The sequence below is a fragment of the Ruegeria sp. C5 genome (assembly GCF_056537605.1).
In genome coordinates this window covers 62,556-83,599 of record NZ_JBQFRX010000009.1, presented here as the reverse complement: position 1 = coordinate 83,599, position 21,044 = coordinate 62,556, and the positions used below count along the sequence as shown (strand labels likewise).

Genomic DNA, 21,044 nt, shown 5'->3' with positions numbered 1-21,044 from the left:
ACGACATGCGAGCATTGAAGATCGCGGCTACGGGCATGACCGCACAGCAGATGCGGGTTGAGACAATTTCAAACAACCTCGCGAATATGAATACAACCGGCTACAACACCCGCCGGGCCGAGTTTGCCGATCTGCACTATCAACAGATGGCGCGCGCCGGGGCGGTCAATGCCTCGGATGGAACGGTCCTTCCGACAGGTATTCAGTTGGGGTTGGGCGTGCGCCCTGCCGCCGTCACCGTACAGCTGGAACAGGGCGGGCTTTCGGCAACGGGCAGTGATCTGGATGTCGCCATCGAAGGGCGGGGTTACCTTGAGGTCACCATGCCGAATGGCCAATCCGCCTTTACCCGAGACGGAAGCCTGAAACGTTCGGCCGAAGGTCTGATCGTAACTTCTGATGGCTTTGCCGTTGCCCCTGAAATTACCATTCCAGACGATGCCAGATCGATCTCGATCAATGCGGCGGGTGAGGTCTATGCCTATTTCGATGATACGGCCGAGGGGCAGTTGCTGGGCGAGTTTACGCTGGCCAGCTTCTCGAACGCCAAGGGTCTTGAGGCCATTGGTAGCAACCTCTTCAAGGAAACCGAAGCCTCGGGTGCACCGGTGGTCGGCACCCCGGGCGAAGATGGGCTGGGCACATTGCGGCAGGGTTATCTTGAGGACAGCTCTGTCGATGCGGTGCGCGAGGTCACGGAACTGATCGAAGCGCAGCGTGGCTATGAAATGAACGCCAAAGTTATTTCCGCCGTCGACCAGATGATGGGCGCGACCACGCAGGTCCGGTGATGCGCCTGTTAACCCTCATACTATGCATGATGCCGATGCCAAGCTTGGCCGAGATCGTTGTGCCGACCCGCACGATCCGCGCCAAAGAGGTCATTGTCTCATCCGACCTCGAAATCAAAACCACTGAGGTCAATGGGGCGGTTCGTAGGCCAGAGGATCTTATCGGTCAGGAGGCACGTGTTGCGCTTTATCCAGGTCGGCCAATCCGCCCTGCCGATGTCGGTCCGCCTGCGATCGTGGACCGAAACGATCTGGTGACGCTGGTGTTCGATCACATCGCGCTATCGATCACTGCCGAAGGCCGCGCGTTGGGCCGGGGCGCAGCAGGCGAGCGTATCCGTGTCATGAATCTGGCGTCTCGCACAACAGTAACGGGCGTAATCCGTCCCGATGGACAAATTGAGGTTAAATGATGCCGAGCCTTTCGAAACCCCTGCTATTTGTCGTTCTGAGTGTTGCGGCGTGTGGACGATTGGACCACCTTGGCAAGCCGCCCAGCCTGACACCAAACACGGAATCGCCCGAACATGTTGCCATGCTGTGGCCCGGGCTTCCGCTGCACAGCCAGCCGCAGCGAACGGTCGACCAGTCCTCTTTGTGGAGCGGTGGGCAGCATTCTTTGCTTGGGGATCAGCGCGCGATGAAAAAAGGGGACATTCTAACGGTCGTGATCGAGCTGGATGAAAAGGCCGAAATTTCCAACGATACCAATCGATCGCGCGCGGGGTCGGAAAGCCTTGCAGTGCCGGAACTCTTCGGCTTGCCGCAGCGTGCAGGTGAACGACTACCTGAAGGGGCCTCACTTGATGATGCCGTTTCAATTGACTCGGCTTCGGTCAGCAAAGGGAAGGGATCGGTCAAACGCAAAGAAAAATTGACCTTGCGCGTGGCGGCAACGGTCGTCGACGTGTTGCCAAACGGTGTGCTTTCGATTTCTGGATCGCAAGAACTGCGGGTGAATTTCGAACTTCGGGAACTGCTGGTCTCGGGTTATGTCCGCCCCGAAGATATCTCGCGCAAGAATGAAATCACCTATGACAAGATCGCGTCAGCGCGGGTGTCTTATGGTGGCCGCGGGCAGATCACGGATGTGCAGCAACCACGCTATGGACAACAGATACTTGATACCTTGCTACCTTTCTGAGGGCCGCGCTTATGGGAAAACTACTACCGATCGTTTTTCTGGTTTTCGGCCTGGCTGCCGGTGCGGGCGCCCGGATCCTATTGTCCCCTTCCGGGGAAGCTGAAGATCTTGCGGAGGCTGGGCAAAAACCCAATGAAGACAAGAAAAACAAAACTAAACCCGGCAAAGATGATCAATCAGAAACACATGAGTATCTGAAACTCACCAAACAGTTCGTGGTCCCCGTGGTTTCCGAGGACGAGATATCGGCGCTCGTCACCATGTCCCTCAGCCTTGAGGTGAGGCCGGGGATTGCCGAAGCGTTTTATGAGATCGAGCCAAAATTAAGGGACCGGTTTCTGCAAGTTCTGTTTGATCACGCCAATATCGGCGGGTTTGACGGCGCATTCACGCGGTCAGACAACCTGACGGCATTGCGCAATGCGTTGCTGGAGGTTGCGAGAAAGGATCTGGGCGAAGATGTCTCGCAAGTTCTGATCATGAGTGTCAGCCGACAGGATACCTGAACGGGTTGGGGTTATGAATCCTGAGCCTTAGATTGTCGCACGCGTCGCTTGTGTTCCTGCAGGCGGCGCGACAGATCGGCAACGGCCAGTTTGCGCCCAAATGCCCCACGCAATTCTTCCATTGCCGCAAGCTTTTGTGATCGCAGGCGCGCCAACTCGGTGTTCAGGTTGCACCGTGTCAAAGATTCCCAACCGTGCCACAACAGGTCTGTGCCGGTGACCTGATAGCCATCCGACTGTGAACTCGTCGATTTTACTTCGGCTAATTGAGAATCCAGACGCGTCAATTGCTGAAGCAACTGGGCTTCGCGCTGCAACAAAGGGTGCAATTTTTGGTGTTCCCGTTGATAAACAGCTTCGACGACGGTCAAAAGGTTGTCTATGCGATCTTGCGTCATCCGACCTGGCCCTTCGCTCGTTTGCGCATGGCTTCGGCAAACCGAATAGCTGCTGCAACGGGTCGGTAGTATTCTTCGGTAATTTCCTGTCCGATCCCGACGGTCGCGTGCAATGCGCGTGCTGTTGGTGGATCGGAATGAATAGGAATGCCTGCGTCTCCGGCCGTGGCCCTGATTGTTGCCGCGATTTCATCTACCCCTTTGGCGACGCAAACCGGAGCGCTGCCACTTGCTCGCGACCATTTCAGCGCCACCGCATAATGCGTCGGGTTGACGATCACCACATCGGCCTTGGGCACATCCGCCATCATCTGATTGGTTGCTATGTCCTGCGCGCGTTGGCGACGCTGCTGTTTGACGTGCGGATCACCCTCGGAATCCTTGGTTTCATCCTGAATTTCTTTGCGTGACATTCTGTTTTTGCGAAGGTGTTCGGCATGTTGCCACAAATAGTCGATCATGCCGATCGCCAGCGCGATCATTATGACGATAAACAGAAATTGGCTGAGTAAGTTCATCATCAACAGAATTGAGGATCTCGGGGCGGCTGCACTGGCTGTCAGAATCTTGGGCAGGTGGGTGTGCAAAAATAGGGTCAGGCATGTTCCATAGATCAACAATTTAACAAAGCTCTTGGCGAATTCGAACAACCCGCCCCGGCCAAACTTGTTCTTTGCGTTTGAGACGATCGAGATGCGTGAACCGCGTGGTTTCAGCTTTTCCGGCGCGAAGATCAGTGCGCGCTGGGCGATCAGGCTGAGCAACACCGCGACTGCCGGAACGATAAACAACGCGGCGATTGGTGCCAGAGTTGATCTCAGAATCCCAGCGACGGTGGATGTCGCGGGTCCGACGGTCAGCAAGCTTGCGAATTGATCTGATTGGTCGATCAAGACCACGAACAGAGTCCCCAGATGCTCTGCCGTGAATTGCCCCGTGAGCAAAAGTGCGACGAGCAGTCCCATGTATGCAGCCACCACCGACAGATCATTGGACTTCGCCACCTCGCCTTTTTTGCGGGCTTTTTCCAGCTTTTGCGGGGTCGCCTCAAATGACTTATCACTGTCGTCTGATGCGCTCATCGCAGCCCTCCCAGAGGATTTTGGAGAAACGCGAACAAAGCGTCAGACCAGGTTGCCAGGATCAATGGTGCCCCGGCGAAAAGCAGGAAAAGGCCTGCGAAAGTGATTGCTGGGGCACCGACAAAAGCGACTATGAGCTGCGGCATGGCGCGGTTAATTACGCCCAGTGCGAGGTTGTAGATCAGCGATGCGATGACAAAGGGCATAGCCAGCGCAAAGGCCAGTCCAAAGCTGTGGGCGACTTGCGCAACGCCCCATTGCGACAGATCAGGCGCCGTTGGAAGCGCGCCCATCGGAAACAGCATATAGCTGTGGATCATGAACTGCGCTGCACGGATATGAAGGCCAAGCAATACCGCCAGCGCCAAGCCGGCCAGCGTCAGCAGATACCCCATCGCCGGGACAGGTTCTGCGGCCGCTCCGCCCAGGATCTGAGACAAGGATGTCGCTTGCGCCGCGATTGAACCTGCAGTTTGTAGTGCAAGGACAAAAAGGCGCAACCCGATGCCGAGCATAAGACCGATCAAGACTTCGATGGTGATTAATCCAATCATTTTGTGAAAGCCCGGCATAACACCCGATGCGGGTATGGCGGGAATGACAATCATTGTGAAAGCAACTGCCACGCCCAGTTTGACCCGCACAGGGACGCTGCGTTCACCAAAGGCCGGTAGCAGCGAAACCAATGCGGACACACGAAGAAATACGGCGAACAGATGCCACAGGTTTTGCCCCAGATGTGGCAAAAGCTCTAACGGGACTGAGATCACGCGGGCACCGTTCCGACCAAGGCGGGGCGCGCCTCAAGCCCGATCTCTTCAAAAGACAGGACGGGGTTGGCGACGCCGCGCGCGTGCATAATGGTACTGAGCAATCTGCGTCGTCGGGTCGTGGTTACGACCGCCGGGAACAACCCGTGATCTGCTGATTTTGCGACGCTATCGACAACTCCATCGGCCAGCTTATTGAACAGGTTGGGCGGTAGTGCCACGTCGATACCTGCGTTCGCGGCGTCGATCTGGTAGGTGGCAAATGTGTCCTCCCATTCCGGCGCGAGTTGGATCAGAGGGATCGAGCCGTCCTCGCGCTTCATGTCGGCAACCAGTTGAAAGCCCAGCCGCTGGCGGACCAGTTCGCAGATCCCTTCGGGCTGGGTGGTGGTCAATCGTGCTTCGGCCACGCTTTCAAGGATCAGCGCCATGTTTCGGATCGAGACCCGTTCGTCTAGCAACAGCCGCAGAACAGCATGCAGTGTGTCGATCGGCACCTTGTCTGGGATCAATTCGTCCAGCATTTTGCGGTTGGCTTCAGCTCGGGTCGGATCGCTGAGCCGCGTCATCTCGGACAGCAGGCGGCGAAGGGATTTCAGGGTCATAAGACGCGAGAAATTCTGTTTGATGATCTCTAGCAGATGGGTCGCCAGAATTTCAGGAGGGGTGACGATGGTGGCCCCATTCAGTGCGGCGACCTCCTGGTCCTTGGGCAATATCCAGCGCGCCGGGGCACCGTAGACGGGTTCGGTCACATCGGTGCCATCAGGTAGAAAGTCGTGCCCGTCCTGTACCAGTGCGAGCACGAGTTCAGAATTCAGAACACCACGCGCCTGTTCGACCCCTTGTACTTTGATCACATAAGTTCCGGTCGGAAGATCGGCGCGGTCAGTCAATCGAATTTCGGGCAGGATAAGCCCAAAGCTTGAGGCGACATAGGTCCGCATGTTGGCGATCCGCGCGTCAAGGCCGGTACCGGGGTTCAGCACCATGCTGACCAGATCAGGGGCGAATTCCAAGTGAACGTCGTCGAGGTCCAGGATATCACCGATAGCCTGCGAGACCGGAGTATCAGACTCGGCCTCGGGGGTCTGAGCCTCTGCCTCGCTGGCGTGGCGTTTTCTGAGACCTGAATAAGCCGCATAGCCCAGCACCCCCGCCCCAAGAATGAACGGTAAGAACGGCAAACCGGGCACCAGGGCGAACAGCACCATCAGAACCGCTACGGTGCTCAACGCCGCCGGGTGGCGTCCAAGTTGCGAGAAGAGCGCATTGTCGGTTGCACCCTGCGTACCGCCACGCGCCAACAGCAAGGCGGACGCAATCGAGATGATCACTGCTGGTATCTGCGACACCAACCCGTCCCCAACGGTCAGGATTGCGTAGGTTTCGAAGGCGGACGATACCGGCATCCCATGCACGATGACCCCCATGACCAATCCCATCACGAGGTTGAGAAGTGTGATCAGCAACCCGGCAATCGCATCACCTTTGACGAATTTCGACGCGCCGTCGAGCGAACCAAAAAAGGTGGCTTCCTGCTGCTCGCGCTCGCGTCGTTCTTTGGCTTGCTGGTGATCGATGGCTCCAGCCGACATGTCACTGTCGATGGCCAACTGTTTGCCCGGCATCCCGTCCAGCGCGAACCGGGCACCCACTTCGGCCATGCGGGCCGCACCCTTTGTGATGACCATGAAGTTCACGATCAGCAGAACGCCAAACACCACAAGGCCCAGAAAGATGCTGCCGCCCATGACAAACTGGGCGAAACCTTCGATCACGTCACCAGCGGCGTTGGTGCCGGTGTGCCCCTGACCGATGATCAGCTTGGTTGAGGACACGTTCAGCGACAAGCGCAACATCAGTGAGGCCAGCAGGATCGTCGGGAAGGATGAGAAATCCAGTGGCCGTTCGATGAACAGCGTCAATGTGAAGATCAGTATCGCCAGCGCAAAGGATGCCGCCAGCCCCACGTCCAGTACCCAGGCTGGCATGGGCAGGATCATCATCACGATGACCGCCATCAGCGCCAGCGCCAGCAATATGGTCGGAGAGAACAAGGTGCGCGGATCGATACGGGGCACTATCTGCTCCTAATTGAAAGCGATAAAGGCGGTGGCTGTAGAGGTTTCGGGAACCAGTGACCCCAGCGCGTTCTGGCCGACCGGATGAGCGTTCAGCGGGATGAGCGGACTGGCAGATGCTGTGAATGGATCGCGTTCGTGGGCTGTGCCCGAGCCATCCAGCTGCGCCAGGACGGTCTGAAAACGATCAGAATATGAGGCCGCAAGGTGCTGCGTGCGCGAGTGGTAGGCCCCGGCAGCGGCAGGCCATGATCCAAGTTCCGCATAAAGCTGGGCCAGAAACCGTGCTGCATAGGTTGCGTTTTCATCCGGATCGAACATCGCGTCGATCGAGCGAAAAGCCTTACCATGCCAACGATAATTGATCTGAAAGCAACCGACATCAAAGCTGCGTACACCGGATTTGAAGATGTCGAACACGTAAGACTTTGCCTCAACCTCGGAGGCAAACCAATATCCCTGTCCTTCACGATTGACGGTCCATGGCCAGGGTTCCAGTAATCCGTTCTGCGTGCGGCCTGTTTCTACGCGGGCAATTGCCTTGAGAACATCGAGCGGGACGCCTTCGGCCTGCGCAGCCCGCCGGGCCGCTTGATCACACAGCGCCGATGTTGGCGATGCGTATCCGGCCTGCGCCAGAAGGGCCTGCGCCAAGAGCGCGGAAACTAGTAGGTTTTGAGTTGGCATTCTGCCGGTCCGGAATTCTAATCAGTCCGGGCCAAGCTATCCAATCATCTGTTTACAGAGAGTTAGCGCGCCTTAGTTTCGATCAATCTTTCGGCCAAAAACCACACTGGTGTTGGTACGCAATACGCCGGGGATGCGCGCAAGTTCGTCGACCAGAATATCAAGATCATCGATCCGTGGCGCTTCGGCGGAAAGCAGCAGGTCAAATTCGCCATTGATTGACAAACACAGTTTGACCTCGGGATAAGCTTCAAGCCGCTTGATGATACGTGTGGTCTCTTTCTGCTGCACTTCAAGCAGGACGATAATCTGGACCCGTGGCGCGTCTACGGTTTCGCGCAGGACGACCGAGTAACCAGCGATGACGCCCCGCTCTTCCATTCGATTGATGCGTTCATGCACCGTTGTTCGGGCGACGCCAAGCTTAGAGGCGATGAGGGTCGTCGAATCGCGTGCATTGTGTTGCAAAGCGGCGATGATGCGTCGGTCAAGCTGGTCCATTGCGGCTCCGGGTTCAGGCAACTTCGCCTCGGTTTAGGGTAGTTTGGTGTTCGGGCTCAAGGCTGGTGCGGATAACGGGGATGCAGTTCATCAATGATGATCGGATGCGCATGAGGTTTTGGCCCAGACAGGTGGGGGTGATCCTGTGGAAGGTCAGGATGGTTATGGACCACCGCATTGTCTTCGCGCCGTGGCCAGGCAATGAGCACAAATACCAGACCCAGAATCGCGGCAGTTACCATTCCGGCCATGGCCACAGTTACGCCAAAGCGGGTCATCAGCCACCCGGCCAAGGGATAAAGCACCAGCCAGCAAGCATGAGACAGAGTGAACTGTGCGGCAAACACGGCGGGTCGATCTTCGGGGTGGGCTGATCGGGTCAGAAGGCGGCCCGAAGGCGTCAGCATGCTGGAATACCCAAAACCAATCAATAGCCATGTCGTTGTCAGCAAACCTAATGTCATCGGCAGAGTGACAGATAGCAGCGCTGCCATCGCCATGGTTCCCGTCGCCAATGATGCACCACCCAGCATGACGCGACGCTCTGGAATGTGATCCAGAAGGCGTGGCAGTGCAAATGCCGCGAGCATCGAACCGCCACCGAACCCGGCCAGTGCGATGGCAACGGCGCTTTCAGAAAGACCAAGATCGCCGCGCACGATCACGACCGTGTTGACGATGACCATCGAACTGAGCGCGGCCGCGCTCCAACTCAGCGCCAGCAGCCCCCGCAGGCGCGGGGTTTTAAGGTAAATTCGAATGCCGCGCGTGGTGCGGTCATAGATGCCACGCGGCTGGGATGGTTTGGGTGAGGGCAAAGTTGCAGACACCACAAGCAAGGCTGAGGCGACAAAACCGACACAGGTGCCCAGAAACAGGCTGTCGAAACTGACGAACAGCAGCAAGGTGGCGGCCAGCATCGGGCTCAGCAGGCTTTCCAGATCGTAAGCCAGCCGCGACAGGGACAGGGCTTTGGTATAGTCCTGTTCGTTGGTCAGCACATCCGGGATGGTGGCCTGAAACGCGGGTGTAAATCCGGCTGAGGCGGATTGCAGCACAAAGATCAGCACGTAGACCTGCCAGATTTCGGACACGAAAGGCAGGCAGAGCGCAACCACAGCGCGCACCAGATCCAGTGCGACCAGCATCCGGCGACGATCCAGCCGCTCGGCAAAGGCAGCAGCAAGCGGGGCAACGGTGACATAGGCGATCATTTTGATCGTAAGAGCGGTACCAAGGACCATCCCGGCGGCCTCTCCGGCCAGATCAAAGGCTAACAGCCCCAAGGCAACCGTCGCCAGCCCGGTTCCGGTCAGCGCCACGATCTGCGCGGCCAGCAGATGTCTGTAAGTGCGGTTTCTCAGGATGCTGAGCATTGTCGGAATTTCTCAATCGCGGTGTCGCCGATCCATAGTTCAAGTGTTGGCCATAAGGTCAAGGGGACGCTTTTCCAAGGACGGCGTTGAGTTTGCGGGCCAAACCGCCTATCTCGGGGCCGAAAGCGCACAAAGGACAATTCCGTGGCGAACCATCTGTATAAAAATGACCTGCCGGACGGGTTGGATTTGGGCCCCATCGTGGCCATCGACTGTGAAACTATGGGGCTGAATCCGCATCGAGATCGCCTGTGCGTGATCCAGATGTCAGGAGGGGATGGCAACAGCCATATCGTTCAGGTCGAGAATGGGCAGACGCAGGCACCGAACCTTTGCGCGATGCTGGAGAACCCGAATGTTTTGAAGCTGTTCCACTTTGGTCGCTTTGACATCGCTGCGATGTATCACACCTTTGGGGCGCTGGCCGCACCGGTTTATTGCACTAAGATCGCCAGCCGCTTGGTGCGCACATATACCGACCGGCATGGTCTGAAGAACCTGTGTCAGGAACTGATCGGCGTCGATATCTCGAAACAACAACAGATGAGCGATTGGGGTGCGGACACACTGACCGATGCTCAGTTGGAATATGCTGCGTCAGATGTTCTGTACCTGCATCAGCTGCGCGAGGCTCTGGACGGGCGGCTGGCCCGCGAAGGTCGAGCCGAAATGGCACAGGCCTGCTTTGACTTCCTGCCGATGCGTGCGAAGCTTGACCTCGCAGGCTGGCCCGAAACCGATATTTTTGCGCATTCATGACTGATACCGAAGCATTCCTCAGAACCGCCCGGCAGGTTGTCACCGACGAAGCCCGTGCGCTGGATGTCCTGGCCGATGGCTTGGACGAGCACTTCGCCGAGGCCGTACAGCTGATCCTGCAAGCCACTGGCCGCATCATCATCAGTGGTATTGGCAAGTCGGGACACATTGGCCACAAGATTGCAGCCACTTTGGCCAGCACCGGAACACCGGCGTATTTCGTCCATCCTGCCGAGGCCAGCCATGGTGATCTTGGCATGGTGTCGAAAGGCGATGTGGTTCTTGCCATCTCGAATTCTGGCGAAGCACCGGAACTGGCCAACCTTCTGGCCTTCACCCGTCGCTTCGGAATTCCGCTGATCGGTTTGTCCAGCAAGCCCGAAAGCACGTTGATGAAACAGGCGGATGTGCATCTGCTGATCCCGTCACTGGGAGAGGCCTGTGGTTTTGGGATGGTGCCTTCAATCTCGACGACGCTGACACTGGCGATGGGCGACGCGCTGGCGATTGCGCTGATGAAGTACCGGGATTTCAAACCCGAAGATTTCCGCGCTTACCACCCCGGTGGAAAGTTGGGGGCGCAACTGTCTACTGTGCGTGATCTGATGCATGAAGATTTGCCCTTGGTGACCGCTGGCACCCCGATGAGCGAGGCGCTGCTGGTCATGAGTCAGAAGAGCTTTGGTGTTGTGGGAGTCACTGATCAGGCAGGTCGTTTGCTGGGTATTGTGACCGATGGCGACCTGCGCAGGAACATGGACGGGCTATTGAGCAAAAACACCGAAGAGGTGATGACCGAAAATCCAATGACCATTGCGCCAAGTGCCATGGCGGAGGAGGCAGTTGCAATCATGAACGATCGCAAGATCACGTCACTCTTTGTGGTTGATCCTGACACAAATGGCCCAGCCTTGGGTCTGCTGCACATACATGACTGTCTGCGTGTAGGATTGGGTTAGGAAGATGGCTGAAGTTGATCGCCATTCCCGATGGGTGCAGTTCCTGAAGGTGCTGCTACCGCTTGTGGCGATTTTGTTGCTGTCTTCTGTCTTTCTTCTTTCTCGCAGCGTTGACACCAATGTCTCGGTGCCGTTCAGTGATCAGGATATTGATGACCGGCTGACAGATCAGGTGGTCACGCGGCCCGACTATAAAGGTGTCACCAGCAAGGGCGAGGAAATCCGAGTCGAAGCCCGAAGGGCCAGTCAGGGTGGCGATGGCGACACGCCGACGGCAGCCGAAGTGCAGGGTCGCTTTGGACTAAGCAATGGGGGCGAGATCACACTCGAGTCCAACACAGGCATCATCAGGCCAGACAAGGGTACTGCAACGTTTGCAGGGGATGTGGTCATCACCACCAGAGACGGCATCCAGGTCACCACCGACCTGTTGAATACGTCGCTGGATGAAATACGTGGTGATAGCCCTGGACAGATTGACGGAACCGGTCCGATTGGCGACTTTACTGCCGGAAGAATGGTGTTTGGGACCGAAAAAAAGGACGGTCCGGTTCATATTCTTTTTACAGGCGGCGTGAAGTTGATATATGAGCCGCAAAAAGCAGAAAGATAACTTGTGTTCGATTTACGTGTCGCCTTTTTGTGTCTAGCCGTGGCTGTCGGAGCCACACCTGTTTCTGCACAAGAGGCTCAGGTGGCGTTCGGCTCGGTCAATGCCGACCCGACGCTGCCGGTCGAAGTGACGTCCGAGACATTGAACGTGAATCAGGAAGATGGATCGGCCGAGTTTATCGGCAACGTCATTGTCATCCAGGGCGAGATGCGCCTGACGGCAGACCGGGTTCTTGTCATCTATAACGAAGAACGCTCAGCCATCGAACGGATGGAGGCCACCGAAAACGTGGTTCTGGTCAGTCCGCCCGACGCAGCCGAGGGCGATTGGGCAGAATACACCATCGATTCCGGCGTGATTGAGATGAAGGGCAACGTGTTGCTGACGCAGGGCCCAAGTATCATCAGCGGCGACGAGATGATTGCAAATCTGACCACGGGAACCGCGACGATGTCAGGGCGTGTCAAAACCATTCTGCAACAAGGTGGCAACTGATGAACCGGCCCGAACTCTCCATCGCTGAAGGTTCTTCCGGTCTGAAGATCGAAAAGCTACGAAAGTCTTATCGCAAGAAGACCGTCATTCGCGATGTGTCCATGGAATTGAACCGCTCCGAGGTCGTAGCGTTGCTAGGCCCGAACGGATCGGGCAAGACCACCACTTTTTATTCTGTCGCGGGTCTGGTTTTCCCCGAAGCGGGCACGGTCACGATTGATGGGCAGAGCGTCACGACCCTGCCGATGTATCGTCGTGCCCGGATGGGGATCGGATATCTGCCGCAGGAGATGTCGATTTTCCGCGGGATGAGCGTTGAAGACAACATCGCTTCGGTTCTAGATATCACGGTTAAACATGCCCATCGCCGCAAGGAGCGGCTGGAAGAGCTGCTATCGGACTTTTCCATCGAACACCTGCGCCGAGCGCCTGCATTGGCATTGTCCGGCGGGGAACGCCGCCGGGTCGAAATTGCGCGCTGTCTGGCCGCCGATCCGAAATATCTTCTGTTGGACGAACCATTTGCGGGTGTCGATCCGATCAGTGTCGGTGATATCCGGCATCTAGTGGCCGATCTGAAAAAGCGTGGCATCGGAGTACTGATCACGGATCATAACGTCCGGGAAACGCTGGAGATTGTGGACCGGGCCTATATCCTGCATGATGGCCAGGTTTTGATGTCAGGCACGCCCGACGAAGTTGTCGAAAACGAAAATGTTCGCCGGGTCTATCTGGGTGAAAACTTCCGTATTTCATAAGGTTGTGCGGAGATGCGCCTGACGCATGACGGAAATCACGTATATACACACCTGTTTTGATTGACTCTTCCCTCACCTCTTGGCTCAATTGGCATATGGCATTTCTTCGGTTCCAAACTGGATCTCGATCTCCCTTCGTTGAAGGGCCGGGCCAACGGCAACCGCAGAACATGCCGATACCCCCCACCCGATAAAAACAAGTCAGTCGCGTTACGCGGCGTCAGAATGGGTGTGAATTGTGAAGGAGATCACATGCGTTACCAAATCAGCGGAAAACAGATCGACATCGGTGCGGCCCTGCAGACCCATGTGCAGACCGAACTGGGCGAGGTCGTGGGCAAATATGCCCAGCGGCCTACAGACGCCAATGTCGTCTTTTCCCGTTCGGCGCATGAATATGTATGCGAAACCACCGTGCATCTGTCGACCGGCCTGACCGCACAGGCCAAGGCGCACGCGACCGAGATCTACGCGGCATTCGAAGGCTGCTGCGACAAGATGGAGACACAACTGCGACGCTATAAGCGCCGCCTGAAAGACCACCATAAGGATCGGTCCGAGCCGGTTGAACTCTTTGGCGCGTCCTCTTATATCCTCGCCTCTGACGAATCGGAGACGGCAGACGAACCCGAATCGCTGCAGCCTATGATCGTGGCTGAGATGGAAACCAAGATCCCATCGCTCAGTGTTGGTGAAGCCGTCATGCAGATGGAACTCGCTGGTGCTCCGGTACTGGTGTTCCGAAATGAGAACAAGGACGGATTGAATGTCGTTTATCGCCGCGAGGACGGCAATATCGGTTGGATCGATCCGTAACAGGCAAGACAAATCGGCCTGCCCCCGAATAGCCGGGGGCACGGCTTAGGAGCAAAATGATGGAGCTTTCGAGCATTCTAAAGCCAGAAGCGGTGCGTGTACTGTCCGCTGCTTCCAGCAAGAAGCGTTTGTTTCAGGAAATTGGCGATGTGGGCGCCGCGACGCTTGGGCTGGATGCTCAGACGATCGTAGACAGCCTGCTTGAGAGGGAGAGCCTTGGACCAACTGGTGTTGGACATGGTGTTGCACTTCCGCACGCACGGCTTTCTGAACTGGAATCGGTTTCGGGCGTGTTTGTCATGCTGGAAAAGCCCATCGACTTCGGTTCGGTCGACCGTCAGCCGGTCGATTTGGCGTTTTCCCTGTTTGCGCCAGAAGAGGCGGGGGTTGAACACCTTAAAGCACTGGCGTTGGTCTCGCGCACGCTGCGCGAGCAATCGGTCTGCGCCAAGCTGCGGGCCAACCCTGACCCGGTAAAGCTGTATGCCATTCTGACTGAAGCGCAATCGATGCAAGCTGCCTGATTGGCCCACTTATCAACAAATAAAGCCCCCGATTTGTCGGGGGCTTTTTTTGTTTCATTAGCTGGCGTGATCAGCCGCCGGATCCCATTTCCAGCGTCCACCAGATCTTGCCACCGCCTTCTTGGTGCCAGGCGAATCCCATCTGGGTGGCGCGCGGGTCCATGATCACAGCACGAGGACCGGGTTCCTGCATCCATGCGGCCAGCGTTTCGGTCTCGGTCTCAAAGGTTTCCGAGATCGCTTCACCCAGGAATGTACCGAAGTAACCGGCGCGCGCCGCGCGATCCAACGGAGACGAACCGTCCGAACCAAAATGCCAGGGCCGATTCTGTCGCGCCATGTCTTTCGCATGAGTGGCGGCAGCTGCATTCAGTTGCGAGTTCAATTGGACCTGTTGCAAGCCAGATGCCTGCCGCAAGGCATTCACCGAATCCAGCATTCTAAACTGCAGCTTTTCAGGGTTGCCACGAATTTTGTACACGGATGGCAGCGGCCTGCCATCGGCGCCAATAGCGGATGTGCCCGAATCGGTACATGCCGCAAGTGCGACAAAACAAATCGCTAGTAGAGAAAGAATACGTGTCATGATCGGCCTAAATATTGTGTCGAGAAGGGAAATAGCCTGCTTGACCGCCCGGAGCAAACCTACAATGCCCCAACCTTGCGTGATTCTGCCGGTTTGATTTGCGACTGAAGCATTCTGGCCATAAAATGCCTTAGATTTTGCATTTGCTGTTAGCAGAGGACCGATCTCCATGGTCAAGAAACATATTCTTACATCGACGCGCCGGGGATTCCTGGCCGGTGCAACCGCCAGCTTGGCCTCGCCTGCGTTGGCTCAGTATATTCCGGGCGACCCGCTACGCCCCGCCCCGGAACCGGAAGCTCCGGTACGCCGCAATGTGTCGGGATTCCGTGCGCTGGACTGGCAGCCCTATTTTTCGAACACAAGAAACGGCGCCATTCTGGTGGATACCGTATCCAGAGCGCTGCATTATTGGTCAGATGATCAATCCGTATACAAACTGTACCCCTCTTCGGTGCCTCTGACCGAGGAATTGACCCGTCGCGGACGCACCAGTGTCATTCGCAAGGTGGAAGGCCCAAGCTGGTCACCGACGCCATCGATGAAGAAGCGCAACCCTGAATGGCCGGACTATATTCCGCCGGGTCCCGATAACCCGCTGGGAACACACGCTTTATATCTGAGCTGGAAGTATTATCGCATCCATGGCACCCACGATACGCGTAAAATTGGACGCCGGTCGTCGAACGGGTGCATTGGCTTGTTCAACGATGACATCGCCGAACTGTTTTCTATGGCCAAGGTCGGCACGCAAGTGTTGCTAATTTGACGACATTTTCGCGCACGAACCCGCTTGCGGGACAAGTTGCAATTGCAATCCGCCTGCATTGCTGATTAGAAAAACTCACGAGGTAAGTCTTAGATGCGTGGTTTCGCTATTGGGAATCGCGCAAATTCTGGAGGTTAATATGAAGAAACTCGTTCTCGCTGCTGCTCTGACCGCTGCTGCTTCGACCGCATATGCTGGCAACCTGGAAGAGCCGGTTGTTGAAGCACCTGTTGTTGTCGAAGAGACCCAAGGTTCGTCGCAGGGCATCATCCTGCCGCTGATCCTGCTGGTTGTTGTTGCCGCAGCTGTTGCAGCAAGCTAAGTCGACGAGACTTTATGCACTTAAAAGGCGGTGGTGCAAACCACCGCCTTTTTTCGTGTCTGGTGAAAGCGCGCGATTAGTCTAACCAACCACGCAGATTGTCTTCGATCACTTTAATCAGCGCGGCGATATGCGAATCATCGTCGTTAAGGCAAGGGATATAGGTAAACGATTCACCACCTGCCTCTTCGAAGCTCTCTTTGATCTCTTCGTTGATCTCTTCCAGCGTCTCAATGCAATCGGCGGAGAAGGCAGGTGCGATGACGGCGATGTTCTTATTACCCTGACGCGCCAGATCAGCCACGTGATCAACGGTGTAGGGCTTCAGCCATTCTTCCGGTCCAAAGCGCGATTGAAAGGTCGAGATCAGCTGATCATCCGTCCATCCCAGACGCTCTTTCAGTAGCCTTGATGTTTTCACGCATTGGCAGTGGTAGGGGTCCCCTTGCTGCAAATAACGCTGGGGCATCCCGTGATACGAGCAGACCAAGACATCCGGTTTTGTCTCCATATCTGCATAGGCGCGCTCGACCGAGCTCGCCAACGCATCGATATAGGCAGGTTCGTCGAAATAGGCCGGAACAGTTCGGCTGGCAGGCTGCCATGACTCTTTCATCAACGCGCGGAAGAACTGATCATTTGCTGTAGCAGTCGTGGCACCGGCGTATTGCGGGTAGAGCGGGAAGAACAGGATGCGATCACAGCCTTCTTCTACCATCTCCCGGACCTTCGACGGAGTTGAAGGATTGCCGTAGCGCATGCAAAAATCCAGCATCACCCGATCGCCATACCGCTGCTGCATCGCTGCGCGCAGCTTGGCAGTCTGATCTTTGGTGATCGTCATCAACGGGCTTTCGCCCTTATCGTGATTCCAGATTGACTTGTACGCCTCACCCGAACTGAAAGGCCGCTTGGTCAGAATGATGCTTTGCAGAATCGGCTGCCACTTCCACGCCGGGTAGTCGATCACGCGCTTGTCCGACAGGAACTCGTTCAGATACCGCCGCATAGGCCAATAACTGTAGTCATCTGGAGTTCCCAGATTAGCCAGCAGGATGCCGACGCGGCCCATCTTGACCTTGGGATGGTCTGCAGGGGCATGGGTTGGACGAGTGGCATCAAACATTGAAAGCTTCCTGATTTGTGGTGTCTGGCCTGAGATATAGGGAAAAGGCCGGTCGTCAATCGGGCAGTTTGCCCTCATCCGTACCTAGCGCATCAGCCAGCCGCATCTTGGCGGATCCCGGACGCAAAGGTTTGGGTTGGCTGTCATCGGGGGCCCAGCCCGTCAGACAGATCAATTCAAATGTTGCCGCCAGGCGGCCCTGTGGCGATGCGTAATGCCCGGCGTAGATGTCCTGCGCTTTGTCAAAAACAGCGCGTCGGGTCGGGTGTTTCAGGCGATCCGCCAAAGCGTTGGTTTCCCCCATCGCACGCAGATCACGCATCAGATGCAACAGATCGCGATATTCTGCGGACAGCGTCGCCTTGTCGGCGACCGGCAAAGCCAGCCCGGCCCGTTGTAGCAGCCCCCCCAGATCACGAAGCTCGGCCATGGGGGCGATGCGGGGGCTGAGACCGCCGGTCTCCTCTATCTCGGCCTGACCCAGAGCGGCGCGCAATTCCTGAAGGGTGTCACCCCCCAAACATACCGCCAGTAGCAATCCATCGGGTTTCATGGCGCGATGGCATTGGATCAGTTGGCCGACCGGGTCGTTTGCCCAATGCAGCGCCATCGCATGTATCACGAGATCATGCGCACCTGGCGTCAAGTCGAGAACATCTTCATCCCCAATCACCCGAGCCTCGGGCCACAACCCCTCCCAGATATGGGGGAAGGGGGTCACGACGGCGGGCGCCTTAAAGGTTTTGTTAACCATGGACAGACGATCCTGCACTTCGTCAACGGCGGCACGGTGCAGGAAAAGCGCCTCGTCCCGCACGCGGCCGCGGTGAAGCGCAAGGACGGCGCGGTCAAACAGAGAGGGTGTAGTGTCGGACAGAAGCTTCATAAGCCGCAAGTATCGCATTCGTCAGGGGATTCAAACCGCTGTCGAGATGATCTACCCACCGCGTTGCCTGTCCTGCGGAGCACTGACCGAATCCGATTTCGGCCTCTGCGGCGCATGCTGGCGCGACACGCCGTTCATCGGTGGCACCGTCTGCGAAAGCTGCGGCATGCCACTTCCCGGCGCGCAGGACGGACACCGGATTGAATGTGATGACTGCCTCAGGGCACCGCGCGCGTGGCAGCATGGTCGGGCAGCGTTGCTGTATCAGGGGGGCGCGAAGGCACTTATACTTGCCTTTAAGCACGGGGATCGGCCTGAGCTGGCCCGCCCTGCCGCCCGCTGGATGGCCCAAGCCGGGCAAGAGCTGTTGCACCCGAACATGCTGATCGCACCGGTTCCGCTGCACTGGACCCGGCTGATCAAGCGTCGCTACAATCAATCGGCGCTGCTGGCGGGGCATCTGGGCCGGGAAGCGGAGTTGAGTGTCTGCCCCGATCTTCTGGTACGCACGGTACGCACCCCTGTTCTGGATGGAAAAACTGCTGTTGAGCGATCCCTTGCGTTGTCCAACTCCATATCCCTGCACCGAAAACGTGCTCCCATGATCAGAGGCCGGGATATTCTTCTGGTCGATGATGTTATGACCTCGGGTGCGACGTTGGACGCCTGCGCGCGTGTCTGTCGCGCGTCAGGGGCAAATCATATTTTCGTGTTGGTACTGGCGCGCGTTGCCAAGGATGCCTAATTCGCCCAAGAATGTGCGAAACCCAAAGGGACGGAATATGAAGCCGGTAGAAATCTACACCTCGCCGCTGTGCGGCTTTTGTCATGCGGCCAAGCGGTTGTTGAAACAGAAAGGCGTCGAATTCAAGGAAATCGACGTGCTGATGCATCCGAAACGCAAACCTGAAATGATCCAGCGCGCGGCAGGAAAACGCACTGTGCCGCAGATTTTTGTGGGCACCACCCATGTTGGTGGGTGCGACGATCTTTACGAGCTTGAACGTCAGGGCAAGCTGGACCGCCTGCTGGCGGCTTGATGAAAACCGCTTTGCTGCAGATCACCGCGTCGGATGATCCGGCTGAGAATCTCGAGATGGTGCGTGCCATGATGGCCCACGCGGCAGCGCAGGGTGCGCAGTTCATTCTGACGCCCGAGGTCACGAATTGCGTCTCCACCAGCACCACACGCCAGCACGAGGTTCTGCAGCACGAAGAAGACGACATTACTTTGGCGGGTCTGTGCGAACAGGCCGCCAAATTGGGTGTCTGGCTGCTGATCGGGTCACTTGCGATCAAAACGCATGACTCGGACGGGCGCTTTGCCAACCGTAGCTTCATGGTCAACCCGCAGGGGCAGATCGTGGCGCGGTACGACAAGATTCACATGTTCGACGTGCAGGTCACGGAATCCGAGACCTTCCGCGAATCGAAGAACTATCGCCCCGGTCAGAAAGCGGTGATTGCCGACACCGATTTCGGTAAAGTCGGCCTGACCATCTGCTATGATATTCGATTTCCCTACCTGTATGCCGCTTTGGCGCAGGCGGGCGCGCGGATTCTCACCGTCCCGGCGGCGTTTTCGCCGGTCACCGGTGCGGCCCATTGGGAAGCACTGCTGCGCGCGCGGGCCATTGAGACCAGCTGCTGGGTGCTGGCTCCGGCACAAACGGGTGAGCACCCTAAAACTCGCGGCAAGACGCGATATACACACGGCCACAGTATGGTTGTCGCCCCGTGGGGAGAGGTGCTGATCGACGCAGGCACCGATCCGGGCATTCACTTTTTTGATTTGGATGATAGGTCTGTTACAGAGGCGCGAAGACGCGTGCCTTCACTAACACATGTCCGCCCCTTTGACGGACCCTGATCCAGAACCGGACCATGACTGACGAAAAAAATGCCCTGGCGGTCACGCTGTTCAGCGAGATCCTGACCGCCGATCAGCTATTGCGCAACCGGCTGAGCCGGGTGCTGCCCAAAGGCATGGAGATCTCGCATTTCTCGGTGCTGAACCATCTGGTGTTTGTCGGCGACGAGCGCACCCCGGCGCAACTGGCCAACACGTTCCATGTGACGCGCGGGGCGATGACCAACACTTTGGCCAAACTAGAATGGGCCGGTTATATCCACATCCGCCCCGACTGGGACGACGCCCGCCGCAAGATGGTCGCCATCAGCCCCGCAGGCCGACGCGCACGCGATCAGGCGATTTCCTCGATTGCCCCGCTGATCAACCGCGTGGTCGGAGAGCTGGGGCTGGAGCGGGTGCGCAGCACGCTGCCCGTGCTACGGGATTTGCGGTTGCAGTTGGAGGGGGAGTAGGGGCTTTACGCCAACTGCGCCAAAGGATCGTAAAAGATGACGGATGAAATTTGGGTTTCAGACATTACCGTCGGGATGGACCTGCAGAGGCCATTCCGGGCGCTTGTCCCCGATGATTTTCCTGAAGAACCAAGTGAACGCTTCAAAGCCTTCAGGTGGCAACCCGGATCAGGTTATCATGCGAATCTGTATCGTTGGCAGCGCCACGGGGAACCGCTGGAGCAGCAAGATATCTTGCCGGATTTCTTTCAAGAGGTTGCACCTGAAGATCATGATTTTGAGCCTCACTACGGGAAGTATTCTCCTGTAATCACTTTGTTTGGAATTCTGGCGATCCGATCAGATGTGGCTGATATCCTCAAAAATCTCGAATTAGGGCAAGGGGGGCTTTATCCCGTCAACCTGTTCGAAAGAGACAAGATCACACCGATTGAGCAGGACTACTCGATCCTGTGGATCGCAAACAAATCCGGCACGCTGAACATTGCTGAGTCAAAAAGTCTTCGACGAGCCCGACCCGACCGGGATGACCTTTTCCGACTTCCTGAATGGAAGGATGCCAAGCCCGGGGACGTTGTCTGCAATGCAGATGCGGCGTCCGGGATCGACATTTGGCGCGACCCGGGCGTACCACATCGCGTTTTTCTAAATGGGCGTCTCAAACACTCGTTGGACGAAGCTGGTTTTGCCTCAGCGTTCTACCTTCACCGTTTAGCCGTAAAATAATCAAGCGTAGGATGGGTTTTAACCCATCGCTTAAGATCGAA

28 protein-coding genes are annotated in these 21,044 nt (G+C 56.9%); 18 read left to right on the top strand and 10 right to left on the bottom strand.

All coding sequences use genetic code 11. The annotated features are described in order from the left end of the window. Positions 1 to 5: 5 nt before the first annotated feature. Genes flgG through ACR0AW_RS20110 form a run of 4 tightly spaced genes read left to right on the top strand, consistent with a single transcriptional unit; the run spans position 6 to position 2,441 of the window. Positions 6 to 791 carry a flagellar basal-body rod protein FlgG gene (gene flgG, locus ACR0AW_RS20125; RefSeq protein WP_170395277.1) on the top strand — a complete coding sequence of 262 codons (786 nt, stop codon included), beginning with the start codon at positions 6 to 8 and terminating at the stop codon, positions 789 to 791. Continuing rightward, complete coding sequence (gene flgA, locus ACR0AW_RS20120) at positions 791 to 1,204, top strand: flagellar basal body P-ring formation chaperone FlgA (protein ID WP_170734156.1); 414 nt, start codon at positions 791 to 793, stop codon at positions 1,202 to 1,204. The genes flgG and flgA overlap by 1 nt, the downstream gene beginning before the upstream one ends. Continuing rightward, positions 1,204 to 1,935 carry a flagellar basal body L-ring protein FlgH gene (flgH, locus tag ACR0AW_RS20115; protein WP_170734155.1) on the top strand — a complete coding sequence of 244 codons (732 nt, stop codon included), beginning with the start codon at positions 1,204 to 1,206 and terminating at the stop codon, positions 1,933 to 1,935. Before flgA ends, flgH begins: the two co-directional genes overlap by 1 nt. Positions 1,936 to 1,946: 11 nt before the next feature. After that, the gene (locus ACR0AW_RS20110; protein WP_170408681.1) at positions 1,947 to 2,441 is read left to right on the top strand and encodes a flagellar basal body-associated FliL family protein; all 495 of its coding nucleotides are present in this window, start codon (positions 1,947 to 1,949) and stop codon (positions 2,439 to 2,441) included. A gap of 11 nt (positions 2,442 to 2,452) precedes the next feature. Here ACR0AW_RS20110 and ACR0AW_RS20105 read toward each other — a convergent pair whose 3' ends face one another. The 7 genes from ACR0AW_RS20105 to ACR0AW_RS20075 form a co-directional block, all read right to left on the bottom strand. Next, positions 2,453 to 2,839, bottom strand: a complete 387-nt coding sequence (locus ACR0AW_RS20105) for a hypothetical protein (RefSeq protein WP_170734154.1) — start codon at positions 2,837 to 2,839, stop codon at positions 2,453 to 2,455. Then, the gene (gene flhB / locus ACR0AW_RS20100; RefSeq protein WP_170734153.1) at positions 2,836 to 3,921 is read right to left on the bottom strand and encodes a flagellar type III secretion system protein FlhB; all 1,086 of its coding nucleotides are present in this window, start codon (positions 3,919 to 3,921) and stop codon (positions 2,836 to 2,838) included. The genes ACR0AW_RS20105 and flhB overlap by 4 nt, the downstream gene beginning before the upstream one ends. Next, complete coding sequence (locus tag ACR0AW_RS20095) at positions 3,918 to 4,691, bottom strand: flagellar biosynthetic protein FliR (RefSeq protein ID WP_170734152.1); 774 nt, start codon at positions 4,689 to 4,691, stop codon at positions 3,918 to 3,920. Before ACR0AW_RS20095 ends, flhB begins: the two co-directional genes overlap by 4 nt. Further along, positions 4,688 to 6,775, bottom strand: a complete 2,088-nt coding sequence (gene flhA / locus ACR0AW_RS20090) for a flagellar biosynthesis protein FlhA (protein WP_170734151.1) — start codon at positions 6,773 to 6,775, stop codon at positions 4,688 to 4,690. The genes ACR0AW_RS20095 and flhA overlap by 4 nt, the downstream gene beginning before the upstream one ends. Before the next feature lie 9 nt (positions 6,776 to 6,784). Further along, a complete protein-coding gene (locus tag ACR0AW_RS20085; RefSeq protein ID WP_170423333.1) occupies positions 6,785 to 7,462 on the bottom strand; it encodes a lytic transglycosylase domain-containing protein in 678 nt (225 codons plus the stop codon). A gap of 72 nt (positions 7,463 to 7,534) precedes the next feature. Further along, entirely contained in the window at positions 7,535 to 7,963 is a 429-nt protein-coding gene (locus tag ACR0AW_RS20080) for an Lrp/AsnC family transcriptional regulator (RefSeq protein ID WP_170734150.1), read from the bottom strand. A gap of 56 nt (positions 7,964 to 8,019) precedes the next feature. Continuing rightward, positions 8,020 to 9,339 (bottom strand): MFS transporter, encoded by a 1,320-nt coding sequence (locus ACR0AW_RS20075; protein ID WP_170734149.1) that lies wholly within the window; start codon positions 9,337 to 9,339, stop codon positions 8,020 to 8,022. A 144-nt stretch (positions 9,340 to 9,483) separates the two neighbouring features. On the opposite strand from ACR0AW_RS20075, the gene ACR0AW_RS20070 reads away from it, so the two are divergent. From ACR0AW_RS20070 to ACR0AW_RS20040, 7 genes are all read left to right on the top strand, one after another. After that, positions 9,484 to 10,098 carry a ribonuclease D gene (locus ACR0AW_RS20070; RefSeq protein ID WP_170734148.1) on the top strand — a complete coding sequence of 205 codons (615 nt, stop codon included), beginning with the start codon at positions 9,484 to 9,486 and terminating at the stop codon, positions 10,096 to 10,098. After that, the gene (locus tag ACR0AW_RS20065) at positions 10,095 to 11,057 is read left to right on the top strand and encodes a KpsF/GutQ family sugar-phosphate isomerase (protein ID WP_170515699.1); all 963 of its coding nucleotides are present in this window, start codon (positions 10,095 to 10,097) and stop codon (positions 11,055 to 11,057) included. The genes ACR0AW_RS20070 and ACR0AW_RS20065 overlap by 4 nt, the downstream gene beginning before the upstream one ends. 4 nt (positions 11,058 to 11,061) lie before the next feature. Further along, complete coding sequence (locus tag ACR0AW_RS20060) at positions 11,062 to 11,670, top strand: LptA/OstA family protein (RefSeq protein WP_170734147.1); 609 nt, start codon at positions 11,062 to 11,064, stop codon at positions 11,668 to 11,670. Between the two features lie 3 nt (positions 11,671 to 11,673). Then, positions 11,674 to 12,165 (top strand): LptA/OstA family protein, encoded by a 492-nt coding sequence (locus tag ACR0AW_RS20055; protein ID WP_255611996.1) that lies wholly within the window; start codon positions 11,674 to 11,676, stop codon positions 12,163 to 12,165. Then, positions 12,165 to 12,923 (top strand): LPS export ABC transporter ATP-binding protein, encoded by a 759-nt coding sequence (gene lptB, locus ACR0AW_RS20050; RefSeq protein WP_170395315.1) that lies wholly within the window; start codon positions 12,165 to 12,167, stop codon positions 12,921 to 12,923. Before ACR0AW_RS20055 ends, lptB begins: the two co-directional genes overlap by 1 nt. A gap of 252 nt (positions 12,924 to 13,175) precedes the next feature. Beyond that, the gene (gene hpf, locus ACR0AW_RS20045; RefSeq protein ID WP_039541074.1) at positions 13,176 to 13,739 is read left to right on the top strand and encodes a ribosome hibernation-promoting factor, HPF/YfiA family; all 564 of its coding nucleotides are present in this window, start codon (positions 13,176 to 13,178) and stop codon (positions 13,737 to 13,739) included. Between the two features lie 59 nt (positions 13,740 to 13,798). Then, positions 13,799 to 14,263: a PTS sugar transporter subunit IIA gene (locus tag ACR0AW_RS20040; protein WP_170395318.1), complete on the top strand. Its 465-nt coding sequence runs from the start codon at positions 13,799 to 13,801 to the stop codon at positions 14,261 to 14,263. Between the two features lie 70 nt (positions 14,264 to 14,333). On the opposite strand, the gene dalA is transcribed toward ACR0AW_RS20040, so the two are convergent. Then, positions 14,334 to 14,849, bottom strand: a complete 516-nt coding sequence (gene dalA, locus ACR0AW_RS20035; RefSeq protein ID WP_255611997.1) for a divisome-associated lipoprotein DalA — start codon at positions 14,847 to 14,849, stop codon at positions 14,334 to 14,336. Between the two features lie 169 nt (positions 14,850 to 15,018). Between dalA and ACR0AW_RS20030 the strand changes: the two genes are divergently transcribed. Together ACR0AW_RS20030 and ACR0AW_RS20025 are read left to right on the top strand one after the other, a co-directional pair. Further along, positions 15,019 to 15,618 carry a L,D-transpeptidase gene (locus tag ACR0AW_RS20030; RefSeq protein WP_170395325.1) on the top strand — a complete coding sequence of 200 codons (600 nt, stop codon included), beginning with the start codon at positions 15,019 to 15,021 and terminating at the stop codon, positions 15,616 to 15,618. Positions 15,619 to 15,757: 139 nt separating this feature from the next. Beyond that, complete coding sequence (locus ACR0AW_RS20025; RefSeq protein ID WP_010442520.1) at positions 15,758 to 15,940, top strand: hypothetical protein; 183 nt, start codon at positions 15,758 to 15,760, stop codon at positions 15,938 to 15,940. 76 nt (positions 15,941 to 16,016) lie between these two features. Here the strand turns inward: ACR0AW_RS20025 and hemH are convergent, their stop codons facing one another. Both hemH and ACR0AW_RS20015 read right to left on the bottom strand, forming a co-directional pair. Continuing rightward, a complete protein-coding gene (gene hemH, locus ACR0AW_RS20020; RefSeq protein ID WP_170734146.1) occupies positions 16,017 to 17,066 on the bottom strand; it encodes a ferrochelatase in 1,050 nt (349 codons plus the stop codon). Between the two features lie 55 nt (positions 17,067 to 17,121). Further along, positions 17,122 to 17,952, bottom strand: a complete 831-nt coding sequence (locus ACR0AW_RS20015) for a methyltransferase domain-containing protein (protein ID WP_170734145.1) — start codon at positions 17,950 to 17,952, stop codon at positions 17,122 to 17,124. On the opposite strand from ACR0AW_RS20015, the gene ACR0AW_RS20010 reads away from it, so the two are divergent. From ACR0AW_RS20010 to ACR0AW_RS19990, 5 genes are read left to right on the top strand one after another with little or no spacing between them, the layout of a single operon-like run. Then, entirely contained in the window at positions 17,933 to 18,697 is a 765-nt protein-coding gene (locus tag ACR0AW_RS20010; protein ID WP_480439504.1) for a double zinc ribbon domain-containing protein, read from the top strand. The two genes, ACR0AW_RS20015 and ACR0AW_RS20010, sit on opposite strands and share 20 nt — an antisense overlap. A gap of 37 nt (positions 18,698 to 18,734) precedes the next feature. After that, positions 18,735 to 18,992: a glutaredoxin 3 gene (grxC, locus tag ACR0AW_RS20005; protein ID WP_170395334.1), complete on the top strand. Its 258-nt coding sequence runs from the start codon at positions 18,735 to 18,737 to the stop codon at positions 18,990 to 18,992. Further along, positions 18,992 to 19,822 (top strand): carbon-nitrogen hydrolase family protein, encoded by an 831-nt coding sequence (locus tag ACR0AW_RS20000; protein ID WP_170567518.1) that lies wholly within the window; start codon positions 18,992 to 18,994, stop codon positions 19,820 to 19,822. Before grxC ends, ACR0AW_RS20000 begins: the two co-directional genes overlap by 1 nt. Positions 19,823 to 19,836: 14 nt before the next feature. Continuing rightward, a complete protein-coding gene (locus tag ACR0AW_RS19995) occupies positions 19,837 to 20,277 on the top strand; it encodes a MarR family winged helix-turn-helix transcriptional regulator (RefSeq protein ID WP_170395340.1) in 441 nt (146 codons plus the stop codon). A 36-nt stretch (positions 20,278 to 20,313) separates the two neighbouring features. Further along, positions 20,314 to 21,003 (top strand): hypothetical protein, encoded by a 690-nt coding sequence (locus ACR0AW_RS19990; RefSeq protein ID WP_170734144.1) that lies wholly within the window; start codon positions 20,314 to 20,316, stop codon positions 21,001 to 21,003. Positions 21,004 to 21,044 lie beyond the last annotated feature (41 nt).